Below are 17,396 nucleotides of genomic sequence, written 5' to 3' on the forward strand. Positions count from 1 at the left end.
AGTCTCCTTATTCGGTGCGGGCCGGGGCTTGTGCCCCGATGATGGCGTTGTGCAGCGTGTGCCAGGCGAGGGTGGCGCATTTCACCCGCGCGGGGAATTCGCGCACGCCGGCGAACACCGCGAGCTTGCCCAGGTCGGGTTCGTCGTCGGTGGCGTCCGGCGCTTCGGTGAGCATGGCGTGAAAGTCGCGGAACAGCGCTTCGACCTCGGCCACCGGCTTGCCCTTGATCGCCTCGGTCATCAGTGAGGCCGACGCGGTGGAGATCGCACAGCCGTGGCCGACGAAGCTGGCGTCGGCGACCACGTCGTTCTCGAGGCGCAGATACACCGTGAGCTGGTCGCCGCACAGCGGGTTGTGGCCGTCGGCGTGGTGGTCGGCGTCGGGCATGGGATGGAAGTTACGCGGCTTGCGGTTGTGATCGAAGATCACTTCCTGATACAGCTCGCGGAGGTTGCTGTCGATCTTGCTCATGGCGCCGGTCTCCGCGTGCCGAACAGGTCCTGGGCCTTGTGGATGGCCGCCACCAGCGCGGCGATATCGGCGTCGGTGTTGTACATCGCCAGCGACGCACGCGCGGTGCCGGGGATGCCGAAGCGGGTCATCAGCGGCATCGCGCAATGGTGGCCGGCGCGGATCGCCACCCCTTCGGCATCGAGGATGGTGCCGAGGTCGTGCGGGTGGATGCCCTCGACCATGAACGACAGGATGCCGGCCTTGTGCGCGGCGGTGCCGATCAGGCGCACGCCGGGAATGTCGGTCAGCGCCGCGGTGCCATGGACGAGCAGGGCGTGTTCGTGGGCGGCGATGCGCTCGATGCCGATCGCGCTCACATAGTCGATCGCGGCTGCCAGGCCGATGGTGCCGGCGATATTGGGGGTGCCGGCCTCGAAGCGCTGCGGCGCGTCGGCGTAGGTGGTGCGCTCGAAGCTCACGGTGCGGATCATGTCGCCGCCGCCCTGCCACGGCGGCATCGCCGCGAGCAGCTCGGCGCGGCCCCACAGCACACCGATGCCGGTGGGGCCGTAGAGCTTGTGTCCGGAAAACGCATAGAAATCGCAGCCCAGTGCCTGCACGTCGACCTTCTGGTGGGCCACCGCCTGGGCGCCGTCGACCAGCACGATCGCACCCACCGCATGGGCGCTGGCGGTCAGCGCCGCGACCGGATTGACGGTGCCGAGCGCGTTCGAGATGTGGGTGATCGCCAGCAGCCGGGTACGTTCGTTGAGCAGCGCGTCGAAAGCATCGAGATCGAGCTCGCCGGCGTCGCTGATCGGAACCACCTTGAGCACCGCGCCGGTCTGCGCACACAGCATCTGCCACGGTACGATGTTGGAGTGGTGTTCCATGGTGGTGATCAGGATCTCGTCGCCGGCCCGCAGTTCGGCGCGCCCCCAGCTGTTGGCCATGAGGTTGATGGCCTCGGTGGTGCCGCGGGTGAACACGATCTCGTCGACCCGCGGGGCATTGATGAAGCGCTGCACCGTGCTCCGCGCCGCCTCGTACAGGTCGGTGGCGTGCTGCGAAAGCCAGTACACGCCGCGATGGATGTTGGCATTGGATTCGCGGTAGAAGCGCGCTTCGGCGTCGATCACCGCGTCGGGCTTTTGGGTGGTGGCGCCGTTGTCCAGATACGCCAGGCGGCGACCGTGCGTCGGGCGCGCGAGAATCGGAAAGTCTGCAGCGACCTGCAGGGCTTCCGGAACAAGGACGGCATGAGCGATCGCGTTCACAGGACTTCCTCCAGCAATTCGCCCAGCGCGGCGGCACCCGGCAGGCGGGCGAGCAGGGCGGCGCGGGCGCGACGGCGCAGCGGCGGCAGCTCGATGCGTGCCAGCGCCTCGGCGGCAAAGGCGTAGGTCAGCAGGTGGCGCGCATGAATTTCGTCGAGCCCGCGCGAACGCAGGTAGAACAGGCTGTCGTCGTCGATCTGGCCCACGGTGGCGCCGTGCGCGCACTTTACGTCGTCGGCGTAGATCTCCAGTTCCGGGCGCGCGTCGGCTTCCGCCTGCTTCGACAGCAGCAGGTTGTCGCAACGCTGCATGGCGTCGCTGCGCTGCGCGTCCTGCGCCACCACGATGCGCCCGGCGAACACGCCGCGGGCACTGCCGTCGACCAGGCCGCGATAGTATTCGCGGCTGCTGCAGCGCGGCTGCGCATGGTCGATCAGGGTGTGATGGTCGACATGGCGACGACCATCGACGTGATACAGGCCGTTGAGCAGCACCTCGCCGCCTTCGCCGTCGAAACGGGTGCGAATGTCGTTGCGTGTCAGACGCGCGCCGAACGACAGCGAATGCGAGGCGAACACCGAACCGCGGGCCTGACGCACGGCGATGGTGGCGAGGTGGATCGCCTGTTCGGCCTCCTGCTGGAGCTTGAGATGGGTGATGCGGGCGTCGGCGCCGGCCTCGATCCGGGTCACCGCGGTGGTCAGTGTGGCACCCGCGGTCGCGCCGCCATCCGGGTAGTGTTCGACCACGGTGGCCTGGGCGCCGGCCTCGGCGATCACCAGGTTACGCAGGTGGCGGGTGGCCTCGCTGCCGTCGGCGATGAACACGAGGTGAATCGGCTCCTCCACCGCGACCCCGCGGGCAAGGCGCAGATAGGCGCCGTCGGTCGCAAAGGCGGTATTGAGTGCGGTCGGGCTGTCGCCGTCGGCGCTGCTGCCGAAGGCTTGTTCGACCACGCTGGCAGTGCCTTCGGCCTTTTGCGCGAGCGCATCGGCCAGGCTGGTCAGTGTGGCGCCGGCGGGCAGCGCGCCGATGGCCGACAGCGTCGGGGCGTGACGGCCGCCGACGAACACCAGCCAGTGGCCGGGTTCGGCATTGTCGTCGCGCAGGCGGGCCAGGATGGCGGCCGGGTGCTCGCTCATGGTGTCGGCGCTCGCGCTCGCAGCCGCGAACGTTTCCCCTTCCATGAACGCGAGCGAGGTGTGATGCCAGTTCTCGCGCCGCCGCGTGGGCCAGCCTTCGTCGGCAAAACGCTCGATGGCGCGCTGGCGAAGTCCGGTGAGCCAGGGCAGTTGCGCCCCCGGCAGCTGCGCGGCACGGGCGTGGAAATCCCGCACCCAGGTGTCGATCGCACTCATGACGCGGCTCCCGCCGGTGCCCTTGGCACTTCGCCCGTATCGCCGATCCAGCCGTAGCCGTGCTCTTCGAGTTCCAGTGCCAGTTCGCGCCCGCCCGAGCGCACGATGCGGCCCTTGGACAGCACATGCACCTGGTCCGGCACGATGTAGTCGAGCAGGCGCTGGTAGTGGGTGATCACGATCAGCGAGCGCTCGGGCGAGCGCAGCCGGTTGACCCCCTCGGCGACGATCTTCAGTGCGTCGATGTCGAGCCCCGAATCGGTCTCGTCGAGGATCGCCAGCTTCGGTTCGAGCAGCGACATCTGCAGCATCTCGTTGCGCTTCTTCTCGCCGCCGGAGAAGCCTTCATTCACCGAGCGGTAGAGGAATTCCTCGCTCATCCCCACCGCCTTCATCTCGGCCTTGACCCGGACCAGGAAGTCCATCGCGTCGAACTCGGGCAGCTGGCGATGGCGGCGAATGGCGTTGACCGCGGCCTTGAGGAAATAGGCGTTGGACACGCCGGGGATTTCCACCGGGTACTGGAAGGCGAGGAAGAGGCCGGCGCGCGCGCGCTCCTCGGCCGGCATCGCGAGCAGGTCCTGGCCGTCCCAGCTCACGCTGCCGCCCTCGACCTGGAACGCATCGCGCCCCGCCAGCACCTGGGCGAGCGTGCTCTTGCCCGAGCCGTTCGGGCCCATGATCGCGTGCACCTCGCCGTCCTTCACCTTGAGGTCGAGCCCCTTGAGGATGGACTTGCCTTCGACCGAAGCCTGCAGATTACTGATTTCGAGCATATGTGATTCTCCTTAGCCGATGCTGCCTTCGAGACTGACGCCGAGCAGCTTCTGCGCCTCGACGGCAAATTCCATGGGTAATTCCTTGAACACTTCGCGACAGAAACCATTGACGATCATCGATACCGCGTCCTCGGCACTGATCCCGCGCTGCATCGCGTAGAACAACTGGTCCTCGCCGATGCGCGAAGTCGTGGCCTCGTGTTCGACCCGCGCCGAGGGGTTGCGCACCTCGACGGTGGGGAAGGTGTGGGCGGCGCAGCGGTCGCCGATCAGCAGCGAGTCGCACTGGGTGTAGTTGCGTGCGCCCTCGGCCTTGGGGCCGACCCGAACCAGACCGCGGAAGGTGTTGCTGCCGCGCCCGGCGGAGATGCCCTTGGAAAGGATGGTGCTGCGCGTGTTGCGCCCCATGTGGATCATCTTGGTGCCGGTGTCGGCCTGCTGGCGATGGTTGGAGAGCGCCACCGAGTGGAAGTCGCCCACCGAATCGTCGCCGCGCAGGATCACGCTCGGGTACTTCCAGGTGATCGCCGAGCCGGTCTCGACCTGGGTCCAGGAGATGTGCGAGCGCGCGCCGCGACAGTCGCCGCGTTTGGTGACGAAGTTGTAGATGCCGCCCTTGCCGTCCTTGTCGCCGGGGTACCAGTTCTGCACCGTGGAGTACTTGATCTTGGCGTCGTCGAGCGCGATCAGTTCCACCACTGCGGCATGCAACTGGTTCTCGTCGCGCATCGGCGCGGTACAGCCTTCGAGGTAGCTCACCGAGGCGCCTTCCTCGGCGATGATCAGGGTGCGTTCGAACTGGCCGGTGTCGCGCGCGTTGATGCGGAAATAGGTGGACAGCTCCATCGGGCACTTCACCCCCTTGGGGATGAACACGAAGGAGCCGTCGGAGAACACCGCGGAGTTGAGCGCGGCATAGAAGTTGTCGCCCGGCGGGACTACGGTGCCGAGATATTGCTTGACCAGTTCGGGATGGTCCTTCACCGCCTCCGAGAACGAACAGAAGATGATGCCGTGCTCGCCGAGTTCCTTCTTGAAGGTGGTGCCGACCGAGACCGAGTCGAATACCGCATCCACCGCCACCCCGGCAAGGCGGGCGCGCTCGTGCAGCGGCACGCCGAGCTTCTCGAAGGTACGCAGCAGTTCGGGGTCGACATCGTCCAGGCTCTGCGGCCCGTCCTTCTTCGACTTCGGTGCGGAGTAATAGACGATGTCCTGGTAGTCGATCTCCGGGAAGCTCACCTGCGCCCACTGCGGGGACGTCATCGTCAGCCAGTTGCGATAGGCCGCGAGGCGCCATTCGAGCAGGAAGGCGGGCTCGCCCTTGCGCGCCGAGATCAGACGAATCACGTCTTCCGACAGGCCCTTGGGCACGGTGTCGGTTTCCAGCGTGGTGATGAAGCCGGCGGGGTAGTCCTGCTCGAGGAAGTTGCCGATCGGGTCGGGACGGGTGATGGCGTTCATGGTGTGGGTCTCCAGGTCATGAGATAGGGTGCTTGGCCCGGCTGTCCGGTCCGTGAACGGGGTGCACCTTGGCCGCGAACGTTGCCGACCCGCTGCTGACGGCAACCGGTGCGGGCTCGACCATGTCGGCGAGGCTGACGTCCTCCAGCGCACGGCGCACCACGGTGTTGATGTGCATCCAGTTCACCCGGATGCGGCAGCCGCTCTCCAGTCCACACACCCCGGAAGTGGCGCTGCATTCGGTGAGCCCGAACGGCTGCTCTTCCAGTGCGTCGATGATGTCGGCCACGGTGATCGCCTGCGCCGCCCGTGCCAGGTTGTAGCCGCCATGCGCGCCGCGCAGGCTGGTGACCAGTCGGTGCCGACCGAGCGCCTTGAGCACCTTGCTCACCGTGGGCAGTGCCAGCCCGAGCTTGTCGGCCAGCTCGGCGGCGCTGTACAGGTGTTCTGGCTGCCCGGCCATGTGGGTCATGATCAGGGTGCCGTAGTCGGTGATTTTGCTGATGCGCAGCATGATGATCCTGCTCTCCGCGTTGTCTTGGTTAAATAGTACCTAATCGGTACTGTATAGGCAAGCCGACCGCTACCGGTTCGATCGGAAGGGATACCGGAGTGCGGCCAGCGCTGCGGACCGGGTACGGATCGTGGTCCCATGCCGCTCCTGCCGATGGCGCCGGGAGCGCGATGGCATGCGGCCGGTATGGTGGCAGCGGTGCCTGCGGGGTGTGCTGTCGAACCCGTTTTCCACTACCCGGGTTGGATTTGCCGTCTAGCCTCCATGCATGTGAGGAGGATCACGGTCGGGGCTAGAAACCAAGTGAACTACTCGGGTAATAGACGGTAGAATGGCATGCCCGAATCATCGGCCGGCGCTTCGCGACCGATGTAGCAAGGAGACCGTCCGATGTTTGAAGACCATGCCGATCTGTGGAATACCAATCTCCCCGATGCACTGATGTTGCTCGACCAGCAAGGCCGGGTGCGGCGCTGGAGTGCCGGCGCGGAGCAGATGTTCGGCTACCCGCGCGACGAAGCCGTGGGTGCGCCGATCGATGCGCTGGTGGTGATCCCGGATCGTGGCGACGAACAGCGCTATCTCATGGCCGAGACCCTGCGCCATGGGCAAGGCACCTTCGAGACCTTGCGCCGCAGGAAGGACGGGACCCTGATCTACGTCGATATTTCCGGACATGTGCTGTACTGCGGGGCCGACGATGCGGAGCCGGCGCTGCTGTTCTCCGAAAAGGACGTGACCTCGCTCAAGGTTCAGCGCGACAGCAAGACGCTGGAATCGCGCTATCGCGAACTGCTCGAGTCGACTCCCGACGGCATCGTGATCGTCAATCCGACCGGCCACATCCTGATCGCCAACTCGCAGGCCGAGCGTCTGTTCGGCTACGGGCCGGGCGAGATGCGCTCGTCGCTGGTGGAACGGCTGCTCCCGGAGCGCTTCCGGCCTTTGCACAAGGGACACCGCTCGCACTATTTCGCCCAGCCGCGGACACGGGCGATGGGGGCGGGGCTCGAACTGTACGGCTTGCGCAAGGATGGCTCGGAGTTTCCGGTCGAGATCAGCCTGAGTCCGCTGAAAACCGAGGACACCCCGCTGGTCATGAGCGCCATTCGCGACGTCAGCGAGCGCAAGCGCTTCGAGAAGGCACTGCAGGAAAAGAACCTCGAGCTCGAACAGGCAAACCGGGCCAAGGACCGTTTCCTGGCCAGCATGAGCCACGAGCTTCGCACCCCGCTCAATGCCGTCATCGGGTTTACCGGCACCTTGTTGATGGGGCTGCCGGGCGAATTGAATGCCGAACAGAAACACCAGCTCGACATCGTGCGCAGCAACGCCAGGCATCTGCTGGCCCTGATCAACGACTTGCTGAACCTGGCCAAGATCGAGGCCGGCAAGGTCGAGCTGGACCCCGAACCCACCGAGTGCGGCACCCTGGTGCGCGAGACCGCGGCCTCGCTGCAGCCGATGGCGCTCGCCAAGGGCCTGCAGCTGCAGATAGACATTCCGGAACAGGCCGTGGTGTTCAGGACGGATCGGCGCGCCCTGAACCAGATCATGCTCAATCTGGCGACCAATGCGATCAAGTTTACCGATGTCGGTCGGGTATGCCTGAAGCTGAGGGCGCTCGATTCCGAAGCGCGCCGGAGAATCGAGTTCGTGGTCGAGGACACCGGTCCGGGGATCAGCGTGGAGGAGCAGTCCGCGCTGTTCGGCGCCTTCGTGCAGGGGCAGGCGGCACGCGCCAAGGGGCGCGAGGGCACCGGCCTGGGCCTCCATCTGAGTCGCAAGCTGGCCGAGTTGCTCGGTGGAGACCTGTTCTGTCAGAGCACCGTGGGCGAGGGCAGCCGCTTCGTGCTGGTCCTCGAGGAGGTGTAGGTCATGGTTGCGCGCATATTGATTGCCGAAGATCACGTCGACAGCCTGGAGCTGATGCGCTATCTGCTGAGCGCCCATGGTTACGCCGTGGTGACGGCAGCCGACGGCGAGGCCGCCCTCGCAGTGAGCGCGCAGACGCTGCCCGACCTGATCATCTGCGACCTGCAGATGCCGAAGCTCAATGGTTATGAGGTCGTTCGCCGGCTCAGACTGGACGACCGTCTGCAGCACATTCCGGTTATTGCGGTCACCGCGTTTTCGATGCTGGGCGACCGCGAGAATGTGCTCGCCGCGGGTTTCAACGGCTATTTCTCGAAGCCGATCGAGCCCGAGCGCTTCGTCTCCGAACTCGAACAACACCTTCCTCCCCCGATGCGCGCCCGACCGCGCAGCGCGGGGCACACAGGAGCGTAGTGCATGGCCCGAATTACCGTGATCGACGATGTTGCAGTCAATCGGGAGCTGTTGGCGACCATACTCAAGCCGCTCGGGCATCGCGTCACCGAGGCCGGCGACGGGGTTGGCGCGCTCGCACTGGTGCACAGGGAACGGCCCGACCTGATCATCTGCGACATCCTGATGCCGGAGATGGATGGCTACGAGTTCGTGCGCTGCCTGCGTGCCGATCCGGACATCGCTGCCATCCCGGTGGTCTTCTGTTCCGCCCACTTCATGGAACTGGAGGCGCAGCAGCTGGCCGAAGTCTGCGGGGTGAGCAGGGTGCTGACCAAGCCGGTCGACCCGCAGCAGATCATCGACGTCGTGCAATCCATCCTCGAGCAGGGGCGGACAGCCCGGATCCCGGAGCCATTGCCCGGCACCGAGTTCGATCGCCAGCATCTTCACCTGCTCAGCGGCAAGCTGTCGGAGAAGGTGGCGGAGCTGCAGGGGGCCAACGACAAGCTCGCGGCGCTGATCGAGCTCAACCTGCAACTGGCGTCCGAGCGCGACAAGGAACGCCTCCTCGCCCATGTGTGCCAGGGGGCGCGCGCATTGCTCGGGGCCGAGTGTGGCACCGTGGCGGTGCGCCGGACCGACGGCGAGGTACTCGCGCATGTCGGTCACTGCGGGCTCGATCCGGTCACGATGGCCCGCATCGCCGCGGTGCGGATCGATGGTGGCGAGCTTGGTCGCGTGTATCGCGAAGCGGCGGTATTGAACCGCGACGTGCCGATGGACGGCACCATGGATACCGGGCTCCCGGCCGGCTATCCCGCAGTGAGGAATCTGCTGGCCGCACCGGTCAAATCCTTGTCGACGACCTATGGCTGGATCTGCCTCGCCAACAAGCAGGGCGGTGACGGATTCACCGCCGAGGATGCCGAGGTGCTCAGGATCGTTGCCGCCCAGGCCGGACGAATCTACGAGAACGGCAGCCTGTACGCGAAGCTGCAGCAATACGCGCACGAACTCGAAGCCGAGATCGGCGAGCGCGAACGCACCCAGCACCATCTGGCGTCGCAGTACAGCGTCGCGCGGCGACTGACCCGGGTGTACGCGGTACTGAGCGGCATCAACTCGGCGATCGTGCGCATTCATGACCGCCTCCAGCTGTTTCGTGAGGCCTGCCGGGTGGCGGTGGACGAGGGCGGGTTCGGCATTGCGTGGATCGGCGAGATCGATCCCGAAACCGACGAAGTCGTGCCGCTGGCGTGGGAGGGGGTCGAGGACGATATCGGTGCCGAGCGGCTGTCGCTGCACGGCGATCTGGGGGGCGGCCCGGGGGCGGTGGCGCGGGCGGTGCGCAGCGGGACGCTGTGCGTGGTCAACGATCTGGGCGGTGTCGACGCGGTCGGGCGGAGACGGATGGAGGCCCGGCGCCGCGGCTATCGATCGCTGATCGCGCTGCCGCTGATTGTGGATACGCGGGTGGTCGGCGTCCTGGTGCTGCACGCGCTCGAGGCCGATTTCTTTACCACCGAAGAGCAGGCCTTGCTGAAGGAACTGGCAAACGACCTTTCCTTCGCGCTCGAATACATCGCCAGACAGGACATGCTGGCCTACTTGGCCTATCACGACGTGCTCACCGGCCTGCCCAATCGCGCCCATCTGCTCGATCGCCTGGGCGCGGCGCTGCAGACCGTCCGCCATCATGCGGGCGAGCGGGTGGCGGTGGTGCTGTGGGACGTGAATCGCTTTCGCAACATCAACGATACGTTCGGGCGCCAGGTCGGCGACAACGTGTTGCGCGAGCTGGCGCGTCGGTTCAAGGAGGTCTGGCCGGACGAAGGCACGGTGGCGCGGATCACCGTGGATCAGTTTGCGGGCGTCATCAGCGGCGCGTACGAGCTGACCGATATCGCCCATCTGATCGAGAACGCCGCCGTCAGTGCGCTCGACAAGCCCGTGGTGGCAAACGAGCATGAACTGCGAATCACCGTTTCGGCCGGCATCGCGGTCAGCGCCAGCCCGGACGACGATGCCGACGCCCTGCTCGGGAACGCCGAGGCCGCGCTGCGCAAGGCCAAGGGCTCGGGCGTCGGCTACCTGTTCTACGGGCCGGAAATGAATGCCCTGATCGCCGACACCCTGCTGCGCGAGAACAGGCTGCGCCAGGCGCTCGAGCGCGACGAGTTCGTGCTTTATTACCAACCGAAGATCTGCGGGGCCAGCGGCGCGGTGACCGGACTCGAGGCGCTGCTGCGCTGGAACGATCCCGCGAACGGCCTGATCCAGCCCGTCGACTTCATTCCGATCCTCGAGGAAACCGGGATGATCGTTCAGGTCGGCCTGTGGGCGATCCGTAAGGCGCTTGCCGACATGCGCGCCTGGCGGGAAGCCGGGCTCGCCCCGCTGCGGGTCGCGGTCAACGTGTCGCCGCTGCAGCTGCAGCAGCCCGACTTCGTCGACTCGCTGCGGCAGGTGGTGGAGGGGTTTGGAGACCACCCGGTCGAGCTCGATCTGGAGATCACCGAGAGCATGATCATGACCAATGTCGACGCCAACGTCGCACGGCTGGCCGAGATCCGGACCATGGGCATCGAGATCGCCATCGACGATTTCGGCACCGGCTATTCGTCGCTCGGCTACCTGGCCAGACTGCCGGTCAATGCGCTGAAGATCGACCGTTCCTTCGTCGCCACCATGGCGGCGGCCAGGGAGAGCCTGACCATCGTGTCGACCATCATTTCGCTGGCCCACTCGCTGGACCTCAAGGTCATCGCCGAAGGGGTGGAGGAGGAGGGTCAGGCAAGCGCCCTGCGTGGCTTCAGGTGCAACGAGCTGCAGGGCTATCTGATCAGCCGTCCGCTGCCGCCGGAGCAGATCATCGATTTCGTGCGCGCGCGCATGGCCTGATGGCCGGTCGTAAGCGCGGCTTCCCGTCCGCTCACGTGGCCCCGCGCTGCTTGCCGGCGCGGGTTCCACCGTGGCGTGCCACCGTCGCGCGCAGCTGCGCCTCGAGTCGCTTGGCCACGCTGATGTCGATGAAGGTGATGACGACGCCATCGATCACGTCGTCACTGATGCGGTAGGGCATGATGCGCACGGTAAACCAGCGACCGCCGCCTGCCGAGGTTTCCTTCTCCGAGAACCGCAGGGTGCGCAGCACCTCGCGGGCATCGTCTTCCAGTCCCGGATAGTCCAGGTCGCTTGCGAGATCGGACAGCGGCCGTCCGGTATCGGTGGGGATGAGCTTGATGATGCGCGCCGCGGGCGGGGTGAAACGCCGGACATGCAGTTGGCGGTCGAGGAACACGGTGGCGATTTCGGTGCTGTTGAGCAGGTTCTGCATGTCGTTGTTGAGCTGCGACAGGTCGTCCACCCTGGATTCGAGTTCGACGTTGACGGTCTGCAATTCCTCGTTCAGCGACTGCATCTCTTCCTTCGACGTGGTGAGTTCCTCGTTGGTCGACTGCAACTCTTCGTTGGTCGATTGAAGCTCTTCGTTGGCCGACTTGAGCGCTTCCCGGGAGGTCTGCATTTCCTCGCGCAGCGTGTCGATTTCGTCGTGCGCCTGCTGCAGCCGGAGCGTCAGTTCGTCAGGCTTCGCGCCGCGCGTTGTCGTGTCGTGGCGAGTGGGATCGGGATGCGGCCGGGGTTCGGAAAACACGATCATCACCATGCCGCGCAAGGGCTCGGGTTCCTCGATCATGTGCACGGCGAGGTCGACCAGGCGCGGTTTTCCGGCGTCTCCAGTACCGATGTTCGAGCGTTCGATCCGTCCGCGATTGCGCGTGACCTGATGGAGTGCGCTGCCGAGCTCGCGGCGCAGGCCTTCGCGCGCCATCGCGTGGATATTCCAGTTGGCCTTGCCGGCGGCGGGCTCCAGGTAGCGCCCGGTGCGGCCGTGGATGTAGAGGATGTCGCCGCGGTCGTTGACCAGCACGGCGGCGGGTGCGAACTGCTGCAGCAGCAACTGGTCGGCCAGGGTCTGCAGGTTGGCAGCCGGCGGGGCGGAGCCGGTCCCGCCCGTGGAGTTCGCGCTTGCGCTCGAATGGACCGGAAAGTCGATGTCGGTGGCCGGCGTTGCAATGCCGACGCGGCGGAAGATGCGCGCCCTGGCGTCGACCGGCGCGAACAGGTCGGCCTCGGCACCGATGGTTTCGGACGTGCCCAGCACCAACATGCCACCCGGGGCCAGGCTGTAGTGGAACAGGGACAGCAGCTTGCGCTGCAGTTCGAGGCCGAAATAGATCAACACGTTGCGGCACATCAGCAGGTCGAGTTTGGTGAAGGGCGGATCCTGAATCATGTTCTGCCGTGCGAAGATGACCATCTCGCGGATCTCCTTGCATACCTGGTAGCCGTCCTCGGAGGCGATGAAGAAGCGCGCCAGGCGCTCGGCCGACACATCGGCGGCGATGCTGGCCGGATAGCGGCCCAGCCGTGCGCGATCGATGGCATCGTCGTCGAGATCGGTGGCGAAGATCTGCAATGAGAAGCGGCCGGCGGCCGGATTCCGCTCCTGTGCCTCGCGGAACGCAATCGCCAGCGAATAGGCTTCTTCACCGGTCGAGCAGCCCGCGACCCAGGCGCGCAGCGGGCGGCCCGCCGGGCTGCGCGCGAAGAGCGGCGGCAGCGCGCTGTCGCGCAGCGTGTCCCACACCGGCGGGTCGCGGAAGAAGCTGGTCACGCCGATCAGGAATTCACGGAACAGGAGATCGAGTTCCTGCGGGTTTTGCCGCAGGAAGTGCACATAGCTCGCGATCCGGTCGATCCGGTGCACTTCCATGCGGCGCTCGATGCGGCGGTAGAGCGTGCTCTTCTTGTAGTGCGAAAAATCCTGGCGGTTGTGAGCGCGCAGCAGCATCAGGACTTTCTCCAGCCCGCTTTGCTGTTGGCTGTCGATCACGGCGTCGGGCGCGGCGGCAGTGGGGCCGTGGCGCAGATAGTCGATGATGCGGGCAGGCAGGTCGCTGGCCGCGGCGACGATGTCCACCTGGCCGGTGTTGAGTGCGCTCTGCGGCATCGAGGGGAAGGCGCTCGACGAAGGGTCCTGGGCCGCTGCGATACCGCCATCTTCCTTGATCGCGTGTACGCCCTTGGTGCCGTCGGCACCCATGCCGGACAGGATCACCGCGATCGCCTGTTGGCGACGGTCTTTGGCCAGCGACGTGAGGAAAAAGTCGATCGGCAGGCGCTGGCCGCGCGGCGCGGCAGGCTCGAACAGATAGAGCATGCCGTGTTCGATCGCCATGTCGCGGTTGGGCGGGATCATGTAGATGTGGTTCGGCGCGACCGCGAGACGATTCTTTACCTGCACGACCGGCAGGCTGGTGGCGCGCTGCAGCAACTCGGGCATCATGCCCTTGCGGGTCGGATCGAGGTGCTGAACGATGACATAGGCCATGCCGCTGCCCGACGGCACCCTGGACAGGAATTGCTCCAGTGCGTCCAGACCGCCGGCCGACGCACCGATGCCGACGATCGGAAAGGCCGGTCCGTCGGGAGAAGGCGCTTGCGCTGATGCGGATGGCGCCGGAGGCGCGCATACCTGCTTGTCCATGGCCGTTTCCATTCAGGCACGGAACTCCCCGGCAACCGACCTGCAAGGCACGGCACTGGTGGGTCTCGTGCGCAAGTTCCGAAGCGGAGAACCCTCACGCCAACGACATTCGATGCGGGGTTCGCAGGCTTCGGATCGATGCGAGCCCGCTCCGGTGGTCGAGCCGGCCACCTGAAGCGGGGCGAATCAATGCGGGCGCTCAGACCCGGGGATCTTCCACATACGGCTTGGTCCCGTAGTAGGAATGGATGGATTGGACCCAGGACGGGTCGGCCATGTCGGGCCAATGGTCCTTGTCGAAGCCCGGCGCATCCTCGAGGCGCTCCTGCTCGACCTTGAGCAGGAATTGCTTGTTGACGGTGTCGAGGGTCAGCGCGTCCCATGGCACCGCGAACAGTTTTTCACCCATGCCGAGGAAACCGCCGAATGACAGCACCGCGTAGGCAACCCGGCCACTGCGCATGTCCAGCATGATCTCCTTGATGTTGCCGAGCTTGTCGCCATTTTCGTTGCACACGTCGTTGCCGTTGAGGGTGTCGGCCCCCATCAGGTGCGGGCCGGGGCCATGCCGGGTGTCGGGTCCGGGGCCGGGGACCGCCTTGTACATACCGTAGGTATCGCGATCTTCGTAGTTCATGTTCATCTCCTGAGGATTGAAAGGCGCTTCAGTCTTTCTGGATGTCGTTTTTCAGGTCACCGTAACCGGACTGAACCTTGCCGACGGCCTGCTCGACCTTGCCCTTCTGTTCCAGCCGCTCATTGCCGACGAGCTTTCCGGTCACTTCCTTGACCTTGCCCGCAGCTTCCTTGACCCGGCCCTTCGCTTGATCTTTATTCATGATGGGTCTCCTCGAAATTCGTTGCGACGATCGACCGGAGCGCCGTACCGCAATACGTCCGGCAAGTCCCTGCATCTCAAGTGCACGGTCAATCAAGCATGAACGTGCGCCCGGGTGTGGTCTGTACGAAAGCGCACTTATCCGGGGACCTGATACCGCCGGCTTCGGGCGTATGTGCGACAGCGTACCGACCGGGTATGCGCTCGGGATCAGGCTGGCACATGGTTTGCAGACATGGGTGTGCAAACGCGCCGTCGATGGCTTCAGGAGGTGAATCGTCATGAAAGATATCAATCTGGTGCTGCTCCCCGGGCTGCTGTGCGATGCGAGCGTCTTTCAGCAGCAGGCAGACGCACTGACCGACGTCGGCGGCATCACGGTGGTGGATCTGACCGGGTCGGACTCGATGGCGGCGCTCGCGACCGATGCGCTGGCGCAAGCCCCCGAGGGGCCGGTGGTGGTGGTCGGCATGTCGATGGGCGGCTATGTGGCATTCGAGATCATGCGCCGGGCGCCCGGACGGGTGCGGGCGCTGGTGCTCATGAGTACCAGTGCGCGGCCGGATACGCGCGAGGCGATCGCGACCCGCGAAAAGCTCATCGCGCAGTCGGCAACCGATTTTCCCGCGGTCATCGAGACCCTGTTGGCACGGATGGCGCATCCCGATCATGCGAATACGCCCGAGGTGGGCAGTGTGTTCCAGTCCATGGCGACCGGTCTGGGCAACGAGATATTCGAGCGCCAGCAACGGGCAATCATGGGCCGTGTGGACAGTCGCCCCACCCTGGCGGGGATCAAATGCCCGACGCTGGTGATGTGCGGGCGGCAGGATGCACTCATCCCGCTCGAAGTGCAGCATGAACTGGCTGCCGCGATCCCCGGTGCGCGGCTGGAGATCATCGACGAGTGCGGTCATCTGCTGCCGCTGGAACAGCCCGAGCATGTCACCGGGATCCTGCGCGACTGGTTGATCGAACTGGCGGGCCGCAAGCCAAAGGCGGCCGCCTCGTAGGCCGAGGGTCAGTCCGCTCTCTGTTGAGGCCGCCGTCGGCCACACCACCGTTCGCGCCGGTGCGCCGCCGCGGCCCGTGGCACGCCCGGTGGCTCAGCCGGGGCGCGGGCCGCTATCGGTCGACAGCGCGTCCCGGCAGTGATGCGGAAGCACGATGCCGCGCGATGCATCTTCCACCGCCACCGCACGAATCACCGGCGCGGCCGACATGACGTTGCCGAAGATCGATGCGAAGGCCACGTCCGCCGCGTCGCGCCCGGTGCCGAAGCGGACCAGGCCCATCGGCATCGCGGTGCCGGACGGATCGAAGATGTACCAGCGGTCGCCGAGGTACACCTCGACATAGGCGTGGAAGTCGGGCGGGCCGAGCACCGGGTCGGCACCATAGTCGGTACCGGTGGTAAACCGTGCAGGGATATTGACCGCGCGGCACAGCGCAATCATCAGGTGGGCGAAGTCGCGGCAGACCCCGACCTGCTCGATCAGCGTATCGACTGCCGAGGTGGTCGAGTTCGAGGTGTTCGAGGTGAATGCGACGTGCTTGAGCACCCAGTCCCTGATTGCCTGTACCCGGCAGTATCCCTGCCACAGCTGTCCGAATTCGTTGTTCGCGAGTTTGAGGAGCCGGTCCGATTGACAGTAGCGGCTGGGATAGATGTAGCCCATCACCTCGGGCGGAAGATTGCGCACCGGCACCTCGGGGATCTGTGCGGGATCGGCGAAGTGATGGGTGAGTTCGACCGAGGCGATGTAGGACAGGACCAGTTCGCCGGGCATCGCGCGAACGCGCAGGTAGCGATTGCCGGTAACCGGGTCGACATGCATCTGCTGTTCGATCGGCTGGCTCAGCACCAGGCTTTCGGCGGCCACGACCTGACTCGCCGTGTGCGCGGCGTGGATGTTGAACACAAAGTCGGCGCCCTGGGAGTCAATCTCGTATTTCAGTTCGACGTTCAGTTCGATGCGGATCATGGTGTGGGGATTGCTGCGAAGCAGCAAGCCTCTCCTCGGGCAGGGTTGGTGTTCCGGACAGTATGCACCCACGGTGCAGGGACAGCCCGTGGCAGCGGATCTTTTGTGGGATCGGAAGCGTTTCAAGGCGGGGTAATCCGCATGAGCGGGGGAACCGGTTCGCTCGATGGAGGTTCTGTGTGCTGTCGAACAGACATGACCGCCATCTTTCTGCAAGGCTTTGTTGTCGTTCAACTTAGGGCCACGGCCGACGAGGCGGGAATCAAGCATGAATCGATCTGTCGATATCGAGCGAACGCATGTGGCAAGCGGGTTTTCCGATCGCTTCGCCCGCATTTTCACCAAGTTCATGCGCCTGTTCGCCGATGCGTTTTTCGCCCGGCGCTACGGCCACCGCGCGGTCGTCCTGGAAACCGTTGCCGCCGTGCCCGGCATGGTGGGTTCCGCGCTGCAGCATCTGCGCTCGCTGCGCCGCATGTCCGACGATCACGGCTGGATCAGGGTGTTGATGGACGAGGCCGAGAACGAGCGCATGCATCTGCTGACCTTCATCGAGATCGCGAAGCCGAGCGTCGTCGAACGCTGGGTGATCATTCTGGCGCAGGGCGTTTTCTTCAATGCCTATTTCCTGCTGTACCTGATCTCGGCGCGTACGGCCCACCGGGTGGTGGGCTACTTCGAAGAGGAGGCAGTGGTCAGCTACACCGAGTATCTGGCCGAGGTCGAGGCCGGACGCCACGAAAACCTGCCGGCGCCGGCGCGCGCGATCGACTACTGGAAGCTGCCGCCCGATGCGCGGCTGTCGGACGTGATCGTCGCCGTGCGCGCCGACGAAGCCGGGCACCGCGACGTCAATCACGCTTTTGCCGATCAGCTCGACGAGGCCGCCCGAAACTGATCGACGC

Annotated in this window: 15 protein-coding genes; 5 read left to right on the plus strand and 10 right to left on the minus strand. The window is 65.5% G+C overall.

Going from position 1 to position 17,396, the window contains the following annotated elements; genetic code table 11:
* Nucleotides 1–7: 7 nt before the first annotated feature.
* From sufU to AC3A35_RS10400, 6 genes are read right to left on the minus strand one after another with little or no spacing between them, the layout of a single operon-like run.
* On the minus strand, nucleotides 8–472 hold the full coding sequence (sufU, locus tag AC3A35_RS10375; protein WP_487435983.1) for a Fe-S cluster assembly sulfur transfer protein SufU: 465 nt from the start codon (nucleotides 470–472) through the stop codon (nucleotides 8–10).
* Nucleotides 469–1,731 carry a SufS family cysteine desulfurase gene (locus tag AC3A35_RS10380; RefSeq protein ID WP_487435984.1) on the minus strand — a complete coding sequence of 421 codons (1,263 nt, stop codon included), beginning with the start codon at nucleotides 1,729–1,731 and terminating at the stop codon, nucleotides 469–471. The genes sufU and AC3A35_RS10380 overlap by 4 nt, the downstream gene beginning before the upstream one ends.
* Nucleotides 1,728–3,089, minus strand: coding sequence for a Fe-S cluster assembly protein SufD (gene sufD / locus AC3A35_RS10385; protein WP_487435985.1), 1,362 nt, complete (start codon nucleotides 3,087–3,089; stop codon nucleotides 1,728–1,730). Before sufD ends, AC3A35_RS10380 begins: the two co-directional genes overlap by 4 nt.
* Nucleotides 3,086–3,865: a Fe-S cluster assembly ATPase SufC gene (gene sufC, locus AC3A35_RS10390; protein ID WP_487435986.1), complete on the minus strand. Its 780-nt coding sequence runs from the start codon at nucleotides 3,863–3,865 to the stop codon at nucleotides 3,086–3,088. The genes sufD and sufC overlap by 4 nt, the downstream gene beginning before the upstream one ends.
* A 12-nt stretch (nucleotides 3,866–3,877) precedes the next feature.
* A complete protein-coding gene (gene sufB / locus AC3A35_RS10395; protein WP_487435987.1) occupies nucleotides 3,878–5,332 on the minus strand; it encodes a Fe-S cluster assembly protein SufB in 1,455 nt (484 codons plus the stop codon).
* A gap of 16 nt (nucleotides 5,333–5,348) precedes the next feature.
* Complete coding sequence (locus tag AC3A35_RS10400; RefSeq protein ID WP_487435988.1) at nucleotides 5,349–5,846, minus strand: SUF system Fe-S cluster assembly regulator; 498 nt, start codon at nucleotides 5,844–5,846, stop codon at nucleotides 5,349–5,351.
* A 390-nt stretch (nucleotides 5,847–6,236) separates the two neighbouring features.
* Here AC3A35_RS10400 and AC3A35_RS10405 point away from each other — a divergent pair, with 390 nt between their 5' ends.
* From AC3A35_RS10405 to AC3A35_RS10415, 3 genes are read left to right on the plus strand one after another with little or no spacing between them, the layout of a single operon-like run.
* On the plus strand, nucleotides 6,237–7,721 hold the full coding sequence (locus AC3A35_RS10405) for a PAS domain-containing sensor histidine kinase (RefSeq protein ID WP_487435989.1): 1,485 nt from the start codon (nucleotides 6,237–6,239) through the stop codon (nucleotides 7,719–7,721).
* 3 nt (nucleotides 7,722–7,724) lie between these two features.
* Nucleotides 7,725–8,135, plus strand: a complete 411-nt coding sequence (locus AC3A35_RS10410) for a response regulator (protein WP_487435990.1) — start codon at nucleotides 7,725–7,727, stop codon at nucleotides 8,133–8,135.
* A 3-nt stretch (nucleotides 8,136–8,138) separates the two neighbouring features.
* Complete coding sequence (locus AC3A35_RS10415) at nucleotides 8,139–11,018, plus strand: EAL domain-containing protein (RefSeq protein ID WP_487435991.1); 2,880 nt, start codon at nucleotides 8,139–8,141, stop codon at nucleotides 11,016–11,018.
* 31 nt (nucleotides 11,019–11,049) lie between these two features.
* Here AC3A35_RS10415 and AC3A35_RS10420 read toward each other — a convergent pair whose 3' ends face one another.
* The 3 genes from AC3A35_RS10420 to AC3A35_RS10430 form a co-directional block, all read right to left on the minus strand.
* Nucleotides 11,050–13,668: a chemotaxis protein CheB gene (locus AC3A35_RS10420; RefSeq protein WP_487435992.1), complete on the minus strand. Its 2,619-nt coding sequence runs from the start codon at nucleotides 13,666–13,668 to the stop codon at nucleotides 11,050–11,052.
* A gap of 199 nt (nucleotides 13,669–13,867) precedes the next feature.
* Entirely contained in the window at nucleotides 13,868–14,305 is a 438-nt protein-coding gene (locus AC3A35_RS10425; RefSeq protein WP_487435993.1) for a PRC-barrel domain-containing protein, read from the minus strand.
* 28 nt (nucleotides 14,306–14,333) lie between these two features.
* The gene (locus AC3A35_RS10430; RefSeq protein WP_487435995.1) at nucleotides 14,334–14,507 is read right to left on the minus strand and encodes a CsbD family protein; all 174 of its coding nucleotides are present in this window, start codon (nucleotides 14,505–14,507) and stop codon (nucleotides 14,334–14,336) included.
* A gap of 280 nt (nucleotides 14,508–14,787) precedes the next feature.
* Here AC3A35_RS10430 and AC3A35_RS10435 point away from each other — a divergent pair, with 280 nt between their 5' ends.
* Nucleotides 14,788–15,519 carry an alpha/beta fold hydrolase gene (locus tag AC3A35_RS10435; RefSeq protein WP_487435996.1) on the plus strand — a complete coding sequence of 244 codons (732 nt, stop codon included), beginning with the start codon at nucleotides 14,788–14,790 and terminating at the stop codon, nucleotides 15,517–15,519.
* Nucleotides 15,520–15,612: 93 nt separating this feature from the next.
* Here the strand turns inward: AC3A35_RS10435 and AC3A35_RS10440 are convergent, their stop codons facing one another.
* Entirely contained in the window at nucleotides 15,613–16,491 is an 879-nt protein-coding gene (locus AC3A35_RS10440; protein WP_487435997.1) for a transglutaminase-like domain-containing protein, read from the minus strand.
* 268 nt (nucleotides 16,492–16,759) lie between these two features.
* Here AC3A35_RS10440 and AC3A35_RS10445 point away from each other — a divergent pair, with 268 nt between their 5' ends.
* Nucleotides 16,760–17,389 (plus strand): alternative oxidase, encoded by a 630-nt coding sequence (locus tag AC3A35_RS10445; RefSeq protein ID WP_487435998.1) that lies wholly within the window; start codon nucleotides 16,760–16,762, stop codon nucleotides 17,387–17,389.
* Nucleotides 17,390–17,396: the final 7 nt, after the last annotated feature.

The sequence above is a fragment of the Azoarcus sp. Soil_N_20 genome (assembly GCF_057656155.1).

Coding starts and splice junctions, on each gene's coding strand:
- sufU (WP_487435983.1), bottom strand. CDS start 472: ATGAGCAAGATCGACAGCAACCTCCGCGAGCTGTATCAGGAAGTGATC.
- sufD (WP_487435985.1), bottom strand. CDS start 3,089: ATGAGTGCGATCGACACCTGGGTGCGGGATTTCCACGCCCGTGCCGCG.
- sufC (WP_487435986.1), bottom strand. CDS start 3,865: ATGCTCGAAATCAGTAATCTGCAGGCTTCGGTCGAAGGCAAGTCCATC.
- sufB (WP_487435987.1), bottom strand. CDS start 5,332: ATGAACGCCATCACCCGTCCCGACCCGATCGGCAACTTCCTCGAGCAG.
- AC3A35_RS10400 (WP_487435988.1), bottom strand. CDS start 5,846: ATGCTGCGCATCAGCAAAATCACCGACTACGGCACCCTGATCATGACC.
- AC3A35_RS10405 (WP_487435989.1), top strand. CDS start 6,237: ATGTTTGAAGACCATGCCGATCTGTGGAATACCAATCTCCCCGATGCA.
- AC3A35_RS10410 (WP_487435990.1), top strand. CDS start 7,725: ATGGTTGCGCGCATATTGATTGCCGAAGATCACGTCGACAGCCTGGAG.
- AC3A35_RS10415 (WP_487435991.1), top strand. CDS start 8,139: ATGGCCCGAATTACCGTGATCGACGATGTTGCAGTCAATCGGGAGCTG.
- AC3A35_RS10420 (WP_487435992.1), bottom strand. CDS start 13,668: ATGGACAAGCAGGTATGCGCGCCTCCGGCGCCATCCGCATCAGCGCAA.
- AC3A35_RS10425 (WP_487435993.1), bottom strand. CDS start 14,305: ATGAACTACGAAGATCGCGATACCTACGGTATGTACAAGGCGGTCCCC.
- AC3A35_RS10430 (WP_487435995.1), bottom strand. CDS start 14,507: ATGAATAAAGATCAAGCGAAGGGCCGGGTCAAGGAAGCTGCGGGCAAG.
- AC3A35_RS10435 (WP_487435996.1), top strand. CDS start 14,788: ATGAAAGATATCAATCTGGTGCTGCTCCCCGGGCTGCTGTGCGATGCG.
- AC3A35_RS10440 (WP_487435997.1), bottom strand. CDS start 16,491: ATGATCCGCATCGAACTGAACGTCGAACTGAAATACGAGATTGACTCC.
- AC3A35_RS10445 (WP_487435998.1), top strand. CDS start 16,760: ATGAATCGATCTGTCGATATCGAGCGAACGCATGTGGCAAGCGGGTTT.